Origin of the sequence: Chitinophaga agrisoli (assembly GCF_008386695.1) — a bacterium.
GTDB classification, from domain to species: Bacteria; Bacteroidota; Bacteroidia; order Chitinophagales; family Chitinophagaceae; genus Chitinophaga; species Chitinophaga agrisoli.
Genome location: NZ_VUOC01000003.1, coordinates 116,128 through 130,297, shown reverse-complemented (window position 1 = coordinate 130,297; position 14,170 = coordinate 116,128). Strand labels below are relative to the sequence as shown.

Annotated in this window: 14 protein-coding genes; 1 reads left to right on the top strand and 13 read right to left on the bottom strand. The window is 51.0% G+C overall.

Annotation, left to right across the window (positions count from 1 at the left end; all coding sequences use genetic code 11):
• Positions 1-239: 239 nt before the first annotated feature.
• From F0L74_RS15835 to allB, 9 genes are all read right to left on the bottom strand, one after another.
• Positions 240-743, bottom strand: a complete 504-nt coding sequence (locus F0L74_RS15835; RefSeq protein WP_213086997.1) for a hypothetical protein — start codon at positions 741-743, stop codon at positions 240-242.
• A 203-nt stretch (positions 744-946) separates the two neighbouring features.
• Positions 947-1,126 carry a hypothetical protein gene (locus F0L74_RS15830; protein WP_149838885.1) on the bottom strand — a complete coding sequence of 60 codons (180 nt, stop codon included), beginning with the start codon at positions 1,124-1,126 and terminating at the stop codon, positions 947-949.
• A gap of 52 nt (positions 1,127-1,178) precedes the next feature.
• Positions 1,179-2,372 carry an acyltransferase family protein gene (locus F0L74_RS15825; protein WP_149838884.1) on the bottom strand — a complete coding sequence of 398 codons (1,194 nt, stop codon included), beginning with the start codon at positions 2,370-2,372 and terminating at the stop codon, positions 1,179-1,181.
• A gap of 43 nt (positions 2,373-2,415) precedes the next feature.
• Positions 2,416-3,846, bottom strand: a complete 1,431-nt coding sequence (locus F0L74_RS15820; protein WP_149838883.1) for a DUF6986 family protein — start codon at positions 3,844-3,846, stop codon at positions 2,416-2,418.
• 23 nt (positions 3,847-3,869) lie between these two features.
• The gene (gene uraH / locus F0L74_RS15815) at positions 3,870-4,208 is read right to left on the bottom strand and encodes a hydroxyisourate hydrolase (protein ID WP_149838882.1); all 339 of its coding nucleotides are present in this window, start codon (positions 4,206-4,208) and stop codon (positions 3,870-3,872) included.
• Positions 4,205-4,711: a 2-oxo-4-hydroxy-4-carboxy-5-ureidoimidazoline decarboxylase gene (uraD, locus tag F0L74_RS15810; RefSeq protein WP_149838881.1), complete on the bottom strand. Its 507-nt coding sequence runs from the start codon at positions 4,709-4,711 to the stop codon at positions 4,205-4,207. Before uraD ends, uraH begins: the two co-directional genes overlap by 4 nt.
• A 10-nt stretch (positions 4,712-4,721) precedes the next feature.
• Complete coding sequence (allE, locus tag F0L74_RS15805; protein WP_149838880.1) at positions 4,722-5,468, bottom strand: (S)-ureidoglycine aminohydrolase; 747 nt, start codon at positions 5,466-5,468, stop codon at positions 4,722-4,724.
• Positions 5,450-6,721, bottom strand: a complete 1,272-nt coding sequence (locus F0L74_RS15800) for an allantoate amidohydrolase (RefSeq protein ID WP_149838879.1) — start codon at positions 6,719-6,721, stop codon at positions 5,450-5,452. Before F0L74_RS15800 ends, allE begins: the two co-directional genes overlap by 19 nt.
• A 3-nt stretch (positions 6,722-6,724) precedes the next feature.
• Complete coding sequence (gene allB, locus F0L74_RS15795; protein ID WP_149838878.1) at positions 6,725-8,062, bottom strand: allantoinase AllB; 1,338 nt, start codon at positions 8,060-8,062, stop codon at positions 6,725-6,727.
• Between the two features lie 56 nt (positions 8,063-8,118).
• Here allB and pucL point away from each other — a divergent pair, with 56 nt between their 5' ends.
• Positions 8,119-8,964, top strand: a complete 846-nt coding sequence (gene pucL / locus F0L74_RS15790) for a factor-independent urate hydroxylase (RefSeq protein ID WP_149838877.1) — start codon at positions 8,119-8,121, stop codon at positions 8,962-8,964.
• 4 nt (positions 8,965-8,968) lie between these two features.
• Here the strand turns inward: pucL and F0L74_RS15785 are convergent, their stop codons facing one another.
• The 4 genes from F0L74_RS15785 to F0L74_RS15770 are packed head-to-tail and all read right to left on the bottom strand — an operon-like array spanning position 8,969 to position 14,136.
• Positions 8,969-9,439 carry a hypothetical protein gene (locus tag F0L74_RS15785; protein ID WP_149838876.1) on the bottom strand — a complete coding sequence of 157 codons (471 nt, stop codon included), beginning with the start codon at positions 9,437-9,439 and terminating at the stop codon, positions 8,969-8,971.
• Positions 9,440-9,480: 41 nt separating this feature from the next.
• Positions 9,481-10,452 (bottom strand): XdhC family protein, encoded by a 972-nt coding sequence (locus F0L74_RS15780; protein WP_149838875.1) that lies wholly within the window; start codon positions 10,450-10,452, stop codon positions 9,481-9,483.
• Positions 10,415-12,724 carry a xanthine dehydrogenase molybdopterin binding subunit gene (locus F0L74_RS15775; protein ID WP_149838874.1) on the bottom strand — a complete coding sequence of 770 codons (2,310 nt, stop codon included), beginning with the start codon at positions 12,722-12,724 and terminating at the stop codon, positions 10,415-10,417. Before F0L74_RS15775 ends, F0L74_RS15780 begins: the two co-directional genes overlap by 38 nt.
• A complete protein-coding gene (locus F0L74_RS15770; protein ID WP_188316033.1) occupies positions 12,721-14,136 on the bottom strand; it encodes an FAD binding domain-containing protein in 1,416 nt (471 codons plus the stop codon). Before F0L74_RS15770 ends, F0L74_RS15775 begins: the two co-directional genes overlap by 4 nt.
• Positions 14,137-14,170 lie beyond the last annotated feature (34 nt).

The following is a 14,170-nucleotide window of genomic DNA, read 5'->3' as shown; positions in this document are numbered from 1 at the left end:
GTGGGTAATAGAGGCGTTTACTTGTGAGCCATGCTAAATGGTTACAGGTATTTGTTGTTGTAACAGCACCATGATATGAAGGGCCTTTTTACAGGCGATATGTGTTCATTGGAGTAGTAGTTGGTATGTAATGAAAGGATTACATGCGCTTGGGAGATGCTCAATTATTGGTGAAACCAGTGGTGGTCAAAAGAAGTGAAGGGAAGTTACGAAAAATGGGGGAGATGGGCAAATGAAGGTTAGAGTACAACCTCTTTCATCCCCTGATTAGCCTCCTCCAGCCAGCTGATGTAGTCGATTTCTTTTCTGGGTAAGAAAAAGCCTTTAATGCAGTTCAGGTTGCGGATGCATATCTGGATATGTGTTTTTTCAAAGATGCCCGCACCTTCAAATGCAGGGCCTCCTTCTATAAAAGCACCTCTGGTGGAGTCGAAGATCTTGTTCTCTGAGAACCCTCTTTTGTTAACCTCTTTTTTTACCTCATTTAATATTTCCGCGTGCATAAACTCTATAGTTGCACAATCCAGCAATCTTAGAATTCTATCATTATGCCGGTCATGAGGTAAATCTCTATTCTCTGGCATTCTCACATCTAAAGCTTGATACTGCGATGCCATCATTTTATGATAGCTGGTAAGCACCTCAATAAATTTAGTTTCCAAAAAATCACAGCAATAACCAGGCTGTAAAACAGCGCCAATCACATCAGGCTGTTTAATTGCACCTCGCTTCTTTTTTTCCATAGCCCATTGTAAGGCTCTGTCATAATTATTTTCCCAGAAATACATTCCGTAGCCGAGCTAATCATAAGGCTTTCTACTGATTTTAATACTATTCGGATTATTCAGGAGGGCGTTACAAACATCTGCATCACAGCCGTGGAAACCGATGATGAGATTGGGCTTAACATCATACATTCAATGACAATATTTTTTGGAATCAAATATTAACGATGGAACTTAAACACTTTTGCCAACTCCTTATATGGCTCCGTGAAGTTTCCATTTTTATCAAGGATGCCGGCTCTCATAAACGAACTCAATGCTTCCTCTTTTGTCACTTTTTTCTTTAACGCGTTCTGTGCTGATTCCAGTGCTCGCTTATAGGCAATATCATTCTCATTCATTATCAATACATTTATACAAATATACCCCAATTCCAATATCTCACCCAATTCTTCAAACAGCAATTTTGTTATCTCCAACGCTAACCTCTGCCGCAACCGGTACCACCTTCCTCTTCAACACCTTATCCCGCCACCGCAAGAACGGTTTTTCCACTATCCAATGCAGCACTGCACCTGCCAATACCACCGTGATCATACAAATAACAAACATCACCACCCCATCAGGCGCAATATCCATCCCCCACTGTGCTACCCATTGCTGCGTTAAATTAACCACCGCTTTATGACTTAAATAAATGGGGTAAGATAATGTAGCAATCACACCCGTTACCCTTGCGTTGATCTTATACAATATACAGGAAGGGCTCACCGCTGCTACCACCATCACCCCATAGGCAATAGACAGCAATGGAAAACCAATAATGGAAGTTTCTATAGAGATCATATTGCCATTGCACATAAAATAACACACGGTGATAAGCGCCAGGCCGGCCAGCAATACCGCATTACCATGCCGGGTCATACGCTCCTTCACGACCGGCCGGAACTGGAAGATACCAGCGATGATAATACCTGTTAACAATCCATCCAGGCGGCCATAGGTGGGATAATACACCCATTTAAACCATAACTGGCCCACACCATCCTGCCCCTGCATAGGCGCTACAAAATGGAACCAGCTGTAGGTGCGGATAGCCAGGCCGCCTAAAATAAGCGCCAGCACCAAATAAAAGCCCCACTTGGGTTGTTTTAAGCGGGTAAAGAACAAAATGATCAGGGGAAAGAAGAGGTAAAACTGCTCTTCTATACAAAGCGACCAGGCATGCGTAAACGCATGTATCTGGCGCAGATCCAGCCCAAAGTTCTGGGTAAACGTGAGGTATTTCCATAAGGCGGAAAGCCCCTCCCTTTCCTTAAACGCAGGAATCGAAAAATACAATGTAAGCACCACCAGATACGCCGGAAGAATACGGAAGAAACGTTTCAGGTAAAACTCCTTCAACGATACACCTTTACCCTGACGGATACCGTTAAACAGTTGCCCTGCTATGAGATAACCGCTTAGCACAAAGAACAGGTCCACGCCGGTCCATCCGAAACCGCCAATGTCATTGATCCAGTTTGGATGCCCAAACATGCGGTAATGGCACAGGAAGACAAGTATAATGGCCAGGGCCCGTAAATGATCCAGTCCGGCGAGTTTCTTATGCGTGGTTTCCGGCAGCGTGCCGTTGGATAGGTGCATATGTAATTTTGAATAGCGGTCAGCGAAGACGTTAAAGATAATATTATTTTTTTCGCCTTCCTTCCAATATCCGGTAAAAAGAACGGCTCCGTATTTCCTCTAATGTTAAGCCTGTTGCCAGCGCCTCTTCTTCCGCAATGGCGCCGCAGTTCATAGCTTTCAGGAAAAAATTCAGCAGGCCCTGACCGGTAGCGGCGTCATCAAAAATATCTTTTGTGAGGGTAGAAATAGCGGCCCGTTCTACAAAGGTCTTCAGGCGGAATACGGCATCGTCATAACTGCCCAGGAAAAAATTATAGGTAGCGGCATAGCGCATGGGCAGCTGGGCGGGGTTCAGGTCCCAGCCCTGGTAAAAGCCGTTGATGAGGGAGTGCATGGTATGGTGGAAACCCATACGCCAGGCATGGTGTACGGCTGCCCGGTTCTCTGCCTGCTGTTCAAAGCTAAGGTCTTCGCCCCGGTGCGGGCCTATGGGCATTACATTGGTAGCGCCGTCTGACAGGAAAATGCCCGTACCGGCCAGCGCCACTTTGGTCATATGATGGGCAAAATCGCAAACCGGGTGGTCCATGGTCTGGTACCTGGCGGTAATACCACAGGAGGCGGTATAATCATAGGTGCCAAAATGCGCGGCTATACAACGGCCTTCGCTGGCTTTGATGATACGGAGCAGCGGGTTGCGGCCTTCTTCATCCATAATGATCTGTGTGGCCTCTACCATGGTTTCCATTTGCAACGTACCGGCCGGCAGCTGGTGGGCCTTTTCCAGCAGCTCAAATAATCGTACCAGCGTAGTTACCTGTTCCGGTATAGTGACTTTTGGCAGCATCACTACAAAATTGGCCGGCAGTACGCCATTGGTAGCTTCCAGCAGGGCGGTGAGGAACAGGTCCAGGGTACGGACGCCACGATGTTTCAGGTCTTCTGTAAAGGGTTTGATACGTATCCCAATAAAAGGCGATACGGTTCCCTGCTGCATTCCCTTAGCCAGTTCCTGCGCGGCGGTAATGGCGGTGACGTCTTCCTCCACATTGGGACGGTTGCCAAAACCGTCTTCAAAATCTATACGGAAATCCTCTACCGGTTCTGTCTGCAGCTTGCGCACAATTTTGTTATACACGGTATAGGCCAGCCAGGCAGGCTCCTGTTTGCGGGCTGCTGCCGGCATATTATCCAGTTTGTGCGTGAGGGTAAAGATCTCATTTTCCAGGTGGGGCAAATGTTCATGCCCCGCCAGCTCCAGCACTTTTGCCAGTACTACAAAATTGGGGGAATAGGTTTGCAGGTTCCTGAGGGCGATCTCCCCCATTTTCAGGCAGGTATCTGCCTTAAACAGGTTGGCGCCGCCATATACGGTATGCACCGGCTGACGGTCTGTCCTGTCGCCGGGATAGGTTTGCTGGAACCGGCGGTTAGCTTCGCCCAGGGTAGTTAACAGGCGGGCCTGTTCGTTTTCGTTGATGGATAGTTGCATGGGATTGTTTTCCGGATGACCGATCAGGAGCCCCTGTAGGTAGAATACCCGTATGGGCTTAACAGTAAGGGTATATGATAATTTTCGCCGGGCATGAGGTAAAACACTACCTCCACGAAGGGGAAGAAGGTATTGATGCCCAGGCCTTCGTAATACTCTTCGGTGGCAAATTTCAGCTTATAGGTACCTTCCTGCAGGGATACATCGTCGCCCACCATATCCGGCAACCGGCCATCTTCGTTAGTGGCGCCCCCGCCAATGGCTTCCCATTCATTATTCTGATACTGGTACAGGAAGATAGTGACGTCCACCGCGGGCTCTCCCCGGCTGGTGTCTAAAATGTGCGTAGTTATCTGGCTCATATGCTCAATAATTTTTCTAAACGTATACGGGTGATCTTCGCCTGCTCCTGCATGGCGATGAAAATCTCTTCTTCGGGGTTATGCGGCAGTCTGGCTGTTAATAACTGCAGCATTTCTTCTGCGGATCTGCCGCTGGCACAAACAATGAATATATACCCGAACTTTTGCAGGTATGCCTGGTTGCCTGCTGCCAGGGCCTGCAATATACCGGTATGCGCCTGGCTTACCCCTGCCTGTTCCCCTGCGGCCCATTGGGCGGTATCTGCAAACCGCTGTTGCAGGGCGGCCAGATCGCCTATCTGCGGGTGATGGGTAAATGCCTCTTTCCAGTCTGCTTCCGTACAATTGCGCCAAATGATGTCTGCAACATCTAACAGCTCATCTGTATCCTTTAGCGGAAAACGGGCGCACATTTTTTCTACCCAGGCGGTAGCGCCACAGCAACGGCGCAGCGTTTCCTGTAGTTCCGGTAATGGCAGCTGGTTAAGTACAGTTAAGGTCATATGCCCATTATTATACCGTGGTAGGGAACCGGTTAATGTTCTTGTAATAGATGTACACGGCCGGCTCCTTACCCATGGCTGTAAACCATTGCTGACAATAAGGCGCCATCCAGATGGCATCTCCTTTTTTGATGGGGTACCATTCCTGGTCCAGCATATATACCCCTTGCCCCTGCAGGTACAGCAGGCCATGCTCCATGATATGCGTTTCCACAAAAGGCAGATGGCCGCCGGGATCGTAGGTGAAAATATTCACTGCCATATCAAAAGTGAGATTGTCTGGCAATAGCACCTGTAACCTGAGTGCGGGATCGCCCAGAAAAGGATCACCGCTTATCTCTGCGGCATCGCCAAATATGACGGATGGTATCCCATAACCTTCCAGTTTCTCATACACTTTATGGAACGTAAGCACCTGTGTACCGGCGGTGCGGCATTCCAGCCGGTAGGTCTTACCCACCGGTATGTATACAAAACGGCCGGCTGTCAGCTCCTCCCCTTCCCCGCTTACCGTTACTTTACAACCACCGCTGATGATATACAGGAAAAGCTGCGACTCCCGCGTGCTACCGGTTAAACGGCCGCCGGATTGCAGGGTCACCAGGTTTTGGCAAAGCCGGGCGCCCATCTGTTCATTGATAAGCACATTCACGGTGCAATTGGTCCAGCCGGGCACTACGCTGTTTACATAACCATCCGGAGAAATAACGGCATGGCTTCTTTTTACGACCGATCTTGTTAATGCGGAGATTTCCATAAAACGTGCTGATTAATATGGGTGATGACTTGCTGCATAAAATTACCTGCTACTTCCACGGCAGCCGTGATATCCGCTAACTCCACATTCTCTTGCGGGTGATGGCTGATGCCATCAAAACACCTTACGAATAACATACATACCGGCGCTACCGCGGCAATAGCCACTGCATCATGACCGGCGCCGCTTACCAGCTGCAGGGCCTCATAGCCGGCGGTGGTGATGGACTGCTCCAACAATGTATTCAGGAAGCCATCCGTAAGCACCGGCCGGGTTTCCTGCACGGGCGTCCATTCATAATCGATATGCCGTTGCTGGCAGATCTCAGCGAGGGAGCGTTGCAAACTGGCCGCCAGGGCAGTCAGCTCGTTTTCGTCTGCGCTGCGGAGGTCCAGGGTACAGGATACCTCTCCCGGTATTACATTGCTGGCGGCGTTAACTACATCCAGCTTGCCTACCGTGGCCATGATCCTATCCTTATTGGCCAGGGCTATCTTTTCTACGGCTAGTGTAAACTCCGCCGCACAGCCCAGGGCATCCCGGCGCATATCCATTGGTACGGTGCCGGCATGGCCCGCCATACCCCGGAAGGTAATGGCTATTCTTTGCTGTCCGGCAATAGCTTTTACCACGGCTACGGGTATATTCCTTTTATACAGTACGGGGCCTTGTTCAATATGTATTTCAAAATAGCCTAACCAGTCTTCTGGCAGTATGGCATCTGCCGGCAATCCCGTTTCATTGCCGCCATTGGTATGTATGGCCTGCATGAGGGTAATGCCTGCGGCGTCTTTTTGCAAGAGTAAGCCGGGTTCAAAGCCACCTGCCACTACTTTACTGCCCAGGAAAGTAGTATGGAAGCGGCAGCCTTCTTCATCACTAAAGGCAATAAGCTCTATATGAAAAGGCAGTGGTGTATGCGTGTGAGTGAATTGGGCTACCAGGTCCAGGCCCATAATAATACCCAGTGGGCCATCAAAACGGCCGGCATTTACCACGGTATCCATATGGGAGGCAATCACAAAGGTCCTGGCGCCGGGCGCGGGGCTATTTAACCGGGCACGTACATTACCGATATTGTCTATCCAGGTATGCAGCCCGGCCTCCTGCATCCAGCCTTGTATGGTAAGCGCGGCTTCCCGCCAGGCCGGCGAGCCAAAGGTGCGGGTAAGCCCCTGCTCCGTTTGGCTAATGGCCGCCAGCTCCTGTATGCGGTCCATGATCTTTTGCGCGCGTTGTAAATAGGTTTGCATCTGCTAGCGTGTTATGATCTTTCCAAGATGCGGCGCGGTAAAAGCGCCGTTGTCATATACCTTTTCTCCGCCCAGGTAGGTTTGCTGCACCACCCCGTATAATGTTTCCAGTAAATAAGGGGTGGTCTTATGCTTATGATACAGGTCTGCTGCCGTAACCGGGAAGAAGGCTTCCGGGTCCCAGACCACCAGGTCCGCATCATACCCTTTGGCTATTTTACCTTTCTGCTGCGCCAGTCCCGGCAAGCGGGCGGGGGCTTCACACAGCCAACGGGCTATTTGCGTTAACGGTATGCTTCTTGCACGGGCGGCCGTCCACAGCACGGGCAATGCCAATTGCAGGGAACTGATACCGCCCCAGGCTTTGCTAAGATCACCGCTTTCTATTTGTTTTAACGCCGGCGTGGCAGGCGAATGATCGGTGGCTACAAAATCTATCAGCCCTTCCTGTAAGGCGCTCCATAGTTGGTCATTATTGTGGCCATTGCGGATAGGCGGCGCGCATTTAAACAGCGTTTGCCCATCCGGGATGGTATCGGCCTGAAAATACAGGTAATGCTGTGCCGTTTCCACAGTGAGGGGCAGGCCTTTTTCTTTTGCCTGCCTGATCTGCGCAAGGGCGCAGGCAGATGACAGGTGCACAATATGTACCCGGCAATTGAATTGTCCGCATAAACGGATCATAAGCGCAATGGCCTCGTTTTCCCAACGTTCCGGGCGGGAGGCCAGGTATTGCTGATAAGAGCGGGCATCTGTTACAGCCGGCACATCGCTATCTGTGAGCTCACAATGCACCAATAAAGGCAAGCCCTGCGCGGCTATCAGCGGCATTACCTTTTCCAGGTCTGCTGCGCTTACATTGGGAAAATCATCAATACCGGAATGTGTAAGAAAGGCTTTAAAGCCTAAGACCCCGGCGGCCATCAAACCAGGCGCCTCTTTTTCATTACCGGGCACTATACCACCCCAAAAGCCGCAGTGGGTATGCAGCTGAGGCGCTGCTGCCGCCAACTTTTTTTTGAAGGCGGATACCGTAGTAGTTACCGGGCTTGCATTAAGCGGCATATCCACCAATGTGGTAATACCGCCCGCGATAGCAGCTTTTGTGGCCGTCTCAAAACCCTCCCATTCCGTTCTGCCCGGCTCATTGATATGCACATGCGGGTCTGTGATACCCGGCATTACTATACTGTCGCCTGTTTCTATGGTACTGGTGGCAGACCAGCTGTCATTCCGCATTGTTAGCACATCTGCTATCCGGCCATCTTTGATCAATACCACCGCCTGCTGTAAACCTGCAGGCGTTATGATATTTTTACCACGGATGGCCAGATCAAACATATACTGGAATTAATTGATTAAATTAGGTTACTCTAAAGTTAAGTAAAACAAGGGCTATGAAGATCAAACTGGGTGAGAACTCATATGGGAAGCATGCCATACAGCTGTCAAAGATCATCCGGCATGCAGACTATCACGAATTCCGGCAGATAGCTGTAAATACCACACTGGAAGGCGCGTTTGAAACAGCCTATACCATGGGCGATAATACCCGGATCCTGCCTACAGATACCCAGAAAAATACGGTATATGCCCTGGCTAAAGAGCATTTTAAGACCTCCATTGAAGCATTTGGGCTATACCTGGCTAACTATCTTACGGAGCATAACCCGCAGATAAACCGCGTACAGGTAGATATTACGGAACATTTATGGAGCCGCATACCGGTTGATGGGCAACCGCACCCACACGCCTATACCGGCAACGGTCCGGAAAAACGTACCACACAGATCATACAGGCAGGGGATCATATTGCAGTAAGCGCCGGTATCCAGGACCTGCTGATCCTGAAAACGACCGACTCCGCCTTTGAACATTATATCAGGGATACCTACACTACCCTTAAAGAAACCAGCGACCGCATACTGGCCACGCAATGTACGGCCACCTGGTCATATAATAACCCCCAACAGGACTTCAATGCGCTGTTTAATGAGATCCGTACCACCCTGCTGCGCAGCTTTGCACAACATAAAAGCCTTTCTGTACAGCAAACCCTGTACGATATGGGTAAAGCCGTGCTGGAGGCTTTTGAGCGGGTACAGGAGATCAGCCTGGTGATGCCTAACATCCACCATATCCCCTTCAACCTGGAGCAGTTTGGCATGCAGAACAATAACGAGATATTTATGGCTACCAGCGCGCCATACGGGTATATTACCGGCACCATCACACGGGATTGAGGTTTTACATCATGGGAACGGGGCGCCTGTAGTAATAGATCTTTGGCGCTACCTGGATAAACAGATAATTGCCAATGTCTGAAAAATCATCCGGGTAGGTTCGTGGTTGTTTTGAAAAATCAAGGATCAGCATTCTATCGCCCAATAATACGCCCGTCTGTTCAAAAGTAACAATGCTATCCACCGGTTGCCTGGCAATGCTATCTCCAGAACCAAACTGGCTTGTATATTCCACGTGTACACTGTAGCCCAGCCTGGAAAGATCCTTTTTCAGTTTGCCATCGGCAAGGGTGTCGAAATCTATCTGCTTTCCTTTGGGGCCTGCCAGGGCAATAGCGCTATCTGACAGCGAACGGATAAAAGCCTGGTGCCTGGTGATCCATTTAATATCCTGTTTGTCTTTCCGGAACTTAAGTGAATAACAGGAGGTAAGGCTGCAGGCCAGCAAGAGTACATAAGGTATAGGATGTTTCATCTCAATGAGGGGATATTCCCCCGCAAAATATGCATATTTCCCTATTCATCCTGATTCTTTACCTGGATGATCTCTGCCGCTATGCTGATGGCTATCTCCTCCGGCGTATGGCTGTTGATAGCCAGACCCACCGGTGCATAGATGTTATATAGTTGCGCAGCGGGAATGCCTTCTTCCATATAGGCATTGAACATTTGCTCAATCTTGCTTTTGCTGCCTAATACGCCAAAGTATTTAAACTTCCTGTCCAGCAATGCCCGGATGGCAATATCATCTGTACGGTAACCAAAGGTCATGACCACTACATAGTGCTGGTTGCCGGCTGGGATGGCCTCTCTAAGCCCACTGTAATCCGGCAGGGTATGTTTCTCATGCGCATACTCATTCTGCAGCACGGTATGCAGCTCTGGCCGGTCATCAAATACATGTATGTAAAAGCCCATGCTGTTCATGAGGCGGGAAAGGGCCAGGGCGCAATGCCCGCCGCCAACGATGAAGAGATGCACGGTATAGCCTATATTTTCCTGGTAAACCCAATCCTCTTCCGATACCATATCAAAATAAGGCAGTTTGCCCGCGGCAAAACTATCGCCAAAATGCAGTCCTTCCGGCGAAAGCTGCAGGCCACCCTGGCGGAGCTGTTGGAGGCAGGCGATTATGTTTTGTATGGCGGGCGCATCTTCCGGCAATACCCGGTGCAGGAGAATGGTTTGCTCGCCGGAGCAGATCATACCGCTCTGGTCCTTTACGGCGTTTTTGTTATGCACCTGTTTACGGATCGTGTCTTCTTCCGCGGCATGTTGCAGGCGCTCTTTGGCCATCTCTACAAACTTATGCTCCATCATGCCGCCGCCAATAGAGCCTTCCATGCCGCCCGCAGCATTTACAGCCATAAAAAAGCCCGGCCGGCCGGGACTGCTGCCATGGCTTTGCAGCACATACAGGAGCATTACAGGCAGATCCCGTTCTAATGCCTCATTTATCAACTGCCAGGTGCGTAACTGTTTGTTCATGTGGTGAGGGGGTTCCAGTCATCGTTTTGGAATATAAAGCCATCAGCACTTTTTCCGGGGTCATGGGCGCCGTAAAGGGTATAGACGCATGGGGATTAAAGGCATAGATGGCATTACGCAAAGCAAACCAGGCGCCTATACCGTACATAAGTGGCGGCTCCCCTACCGCTTTGGAGCGGAAGATGGCCAGGTTATCCTGCTGTGTTTCCAGGAAAGCGATCTCTATATCTTTAGGTACCGCATAGATATCCGGTACTTTATAGGTGGAGAGCGCATTGGAGCGCAGCCGGCCATCGGCATCGTAGATCACCTCTTCCATGGTCATCCAGCCAATGCCCTGCACAATGCCGCCTTCTATCTGGCCTATATCAATAGCAGGGTTCATACTGGCGCCAAAATCGTGCACTACTTTTACCGCGTCTATCACATAGGTACCGCGCAAACAATCTACCGTTACTTCTACAATGGCGGTACCATACACATGGTAGGCAAAAGGATGTCCTTTTTCTTTAGCCGCATCAAAATGGATCTCCGGCGTGGCATAGTGCGCATGTTCCGACAGGCTCACGCGTTTTGTGTACGCCTCCATCAGCAGCTTTTTCCAGTCCCAGTTTGTACGGTCGCCTTGTACATATACATAGCCATCCCGCAGGGTAATATCCGCTGCGTTTACCTGCAGGCCGGCGGCTGCTACTTCTTTTAAACGCTCCGCGATGGCGGTACAGGCCATCAGCGTGGCCTTCCCATTCAGATCTGTCGTGGCGCTGGCGGCGGAGGGCGATGTATTGGCAATACGCCAGGTACTGGTAGGCTGGATCCTTACCTGCTCCGGCGGAATGGAGAATACCTGCGCCGCCACCTGCAGTATTTTGGTATTTACGCCCTGCCCCATCTCTACCGCGCCGGTGGTAACGCTCACGCTGCCATCCGTATATACATGCACCAAAGCGCGGGCCTGGTTCATGAGTGTTTTGGTAAAGGAAATACCAAAACACACCGGCATAAAAGCCATGCCTTTTTTATACAGTTGGTTGGTTTTATTAAATGCGTTGATGGACCGCCGGATAGCGGGGGCGTCATACAGATCATCCGCCCTTTCCCAGCAGGCATGGGCTTCGCTCTGCGCCCGCTGTCCATACGGGAATTCATCACCGGTATGGTGCAGGTTCTTTTGCTGTATCACCGCGGCAGGTACCCCCATCACACCTGCTGCTTTTGCAATGGCGGCTTCTATGACAAACATACCCTGCGGCCCGCCAAAACCACGGAAGGCGGTATTGGGCGGCAAATGCGTACGGCAGCTATAGGCAGTTGCCATTACGTTGGGAATGAAATAACTATTGGTGCAATGGAACAGGGTACGTTCCAGTACAGCTGGTGACAGGTCTGCCGCAGCGCCGGCATTCTGATAGAATGTTACTTCGTAAGCCAGTATCCTCCCTTCCGCATCCAGCCCTATTTTAAAGTCTGATGAGTAGGGATGCCGTTTGCCCGTCATGGCCATATCTTCCATGCGGTGCAGGGCATATTTTACAGGTTTCTTTAAATGGTGGGCAGCCAGCGCGCAAAGGGCAGCCCAGGTATTGGCCTGGTCTTCTTTACCGCCAAAGCCGCCGCCCAGGCGGGTCACTTCTACCTCCAGCATATGCATGGGCAGGCCCAGCGCTTTGGATACCGCCCGCTGTACAGCGGTAGGGCCCTGTGTAGAGGAATAGATCCTGAGCGCGTTATTTTCCTGCGGGATCACATACGCGCCCTGGGTCTCTATGTACAGGTGCTCTTGTCCGTTGGTATCTGCGGTACCGGTTACTATATGGGTACATTGATTCCAGGCGGCATTCGTATCTCCCAGGCGAAAGCTGCGGGGCGGTATGATCAGCTGGCCCTGGGCCTGCGCTTCCCGGGGGTCTGTGATCACCGGCAAGGGGCTGATATCCAGCTTTATCTTTTTCACCGCCGCCCTGGCGGCTTCTGTGCTGGTAGCCACGACAAAAGCCACTGGCATACCGCAGAAATGCGTTTCCTGCTCTGCAAACAGCGGCTCATCCGGTATAATGCCGCCTATCTGATTTTCGCCGGTAATATCTTTGCTGGTAAAGATGCGCACTACGCCAGGCATTTGCGCCGCATCGGTTAGATCCAGGCTATTGATATGCCCGTGCGCTACCGGCGAGCCAAATGCCGCGCCAAACAGGGTTCCGTTCAGCAACGGCATATCGTCCAGGTAAACGGACTCTCCTCTTAGGTGCGTGCGGGCATCTACGTTCTTCATGCGTAATTGTTTAACACAGCCGCTACCTGCAGTTGCGGGAACAGGGTGATAAAATGCGCTTTGACCAACTGGCCTAGCAATAATCTTTTATATTCCGCCGCGCCCCTGGCATCGCTGATGGGCGTTATCTCTGTTTGCGCCATGGCGATAGTTTCGTGCACCAGTTTCTCCGTTACCGGTTTACCGGTTATATAGGCCGCTGTTTTCTGCAGCAGCATGGGCACCGGGGCTACGCCGCCGGCAGCCAGCAACGCGGCAGTTATGACATTACCTGCCAGCTGCAGATGAATGGCGGTATTTACACTGGCAATATCCAGGTTGGTACGTTTACTTACTTTTTCGAAATTGAACCGGCTTTGTGCAGTGGGCAGCCTGAACCAGATTTTTGTCAGGTACTCGCCGGGCGCCCGGTTAAGCTGTTTGTAGCCTTTGTAGAGTTGCCGTAAAGGCAGTTCCCGGCCGCTATTGAACACCAGCATGGCGTCCAGCGCCAGGAAAAAGATGGTAAAATCGCCAATGGGCGATGCATTAATGAAGTTACCGCCAATGGTGGCCATATTACGGATAGGCGTGGAGGATACCAGGCGTATGTATTTATCCAGCCGTGGGAAATATGACCGCATCACCGGCGACTCCTGCAGGTCTGTGACCGTAACCGCCGGCCCTAATACACAGCGGCCATCTTCCTCGACAATACCATTCAGCAGGGACTGGTCAAAAAGAAAACGGATGGCTTTCTGTTTCATCTCCTCCGGCTTTTGCACGTATACATCCGTACCCCCGCCCATATAATGGGCCGTTACATCATCCGCCGGCTCAAACTCCCCGTTCATGGATAACTGTAATGCCAATAACCGTTCCTGTATGCCGGCAAAATAGGCCGGCAGCAGCTGTTGTTCCGCGGCAAATACTGCCGGCGGCTCCCCATCCCGTTGTTGCAAGAGCCGGGCTACCCTGGCGGCCGCCCGTTCTATGGATTTATAACCGGTGCAACGGCAAATATTGCCATCTACCGCTGTAATGGCGTTTTGTACGGTGGGCGGCTGCTGCCCCAGGCAAAACCCGGCCAGGGACATCACAAAACCCGGCGTACAGAACCCGCATTGGGTGGCGGACTCGTCGTACATGGCCTGCTGAATAGGATTCAGCCCCTCCCCGTTTATCCCTTCGATGGTAACCACATGTTTACCGTGGGCATTACCCAGGGGCGTAAGACAGGAGGTAAAGGAGCGGTACCGCAGCCGGCCTTCCTGCAGGGAGCCTATCAGTACCGTGCAGGCCCCGCAATCGCCTTCGTTACAGCCGATCTTGGTACCGGTCAGGTGCTGATGATAACGGATAAAATCCAGCAGTAACATGCCGGGCGGCATATCCGTATGAATGGAGTTACTATTGAGGATAAAGCTGATCACTATACATGGCTACTGGTCTATCTAAATTTACCAC